We start from the raw sequence: 530 nt of genomic DNA on the forward strand, positions 1-530 counted from the left end.
GCACAAGAGAAATAATGGATACTTTAAATATTAAAAATGAATCTCAAGTTAATAAGTGGTGGAAATGGTATAGAGATGGTGAAACACATAGATTCAATCAACAAGTGGGTAAACAATATTCCTATGGAAAAGGTATAGAAGAGTTAAGTACTGTTGAATCGCTCAAATTTCAATTAAAGCGCAAAGAAGTAGAAAATGAAATTTTAAAAAAGTACAAGGAATTGGAAAGGAAGTGGTCCCAGAAGTAGTTGTTGAATTAGTAAATGAATTAAAATCTAAATATACAGTAAAACTCATTTTAGAAACTTTAGATATTCCAAAATCAAATTATTACAGATGGAAAAACAAAGATTTCAGTATATCTGAGGATGAACGTGAAATTATAGAATTATGTAAGAAACATCGTTTTACGTATGGCTATAGAAAAATAACTGCCTTATTAAATAGAAAAAATAATAAACCAATTAATCACAAAAAAGTACAAAGGATTATGCAAAAACATAATTTAAATTGTAAAGTACGAATGAAGA

The 530-nt window shown here is 27.0% G+C and carries 1 pseudogene; it reads left to right on the plus strand.

Features of this window, described 5'->3' with window-relative positions:
• A pseudogene (locus LQ693_RS13495) lies at positions 1-530 on the plus strand (IS3 family transposase); the annotation flags it as partial.

This window comes from Mammaliicoccus sp. B-M6 (genome assembly GCF_022386965.1).
Taxonomy (GTDB): domain Bacteria; phylum Bacillota; class Bacilli; order Staphylococcales; family Staphylococcaceae; genus Mammaliicoccus; species Mammaliicoccus sciuri_A.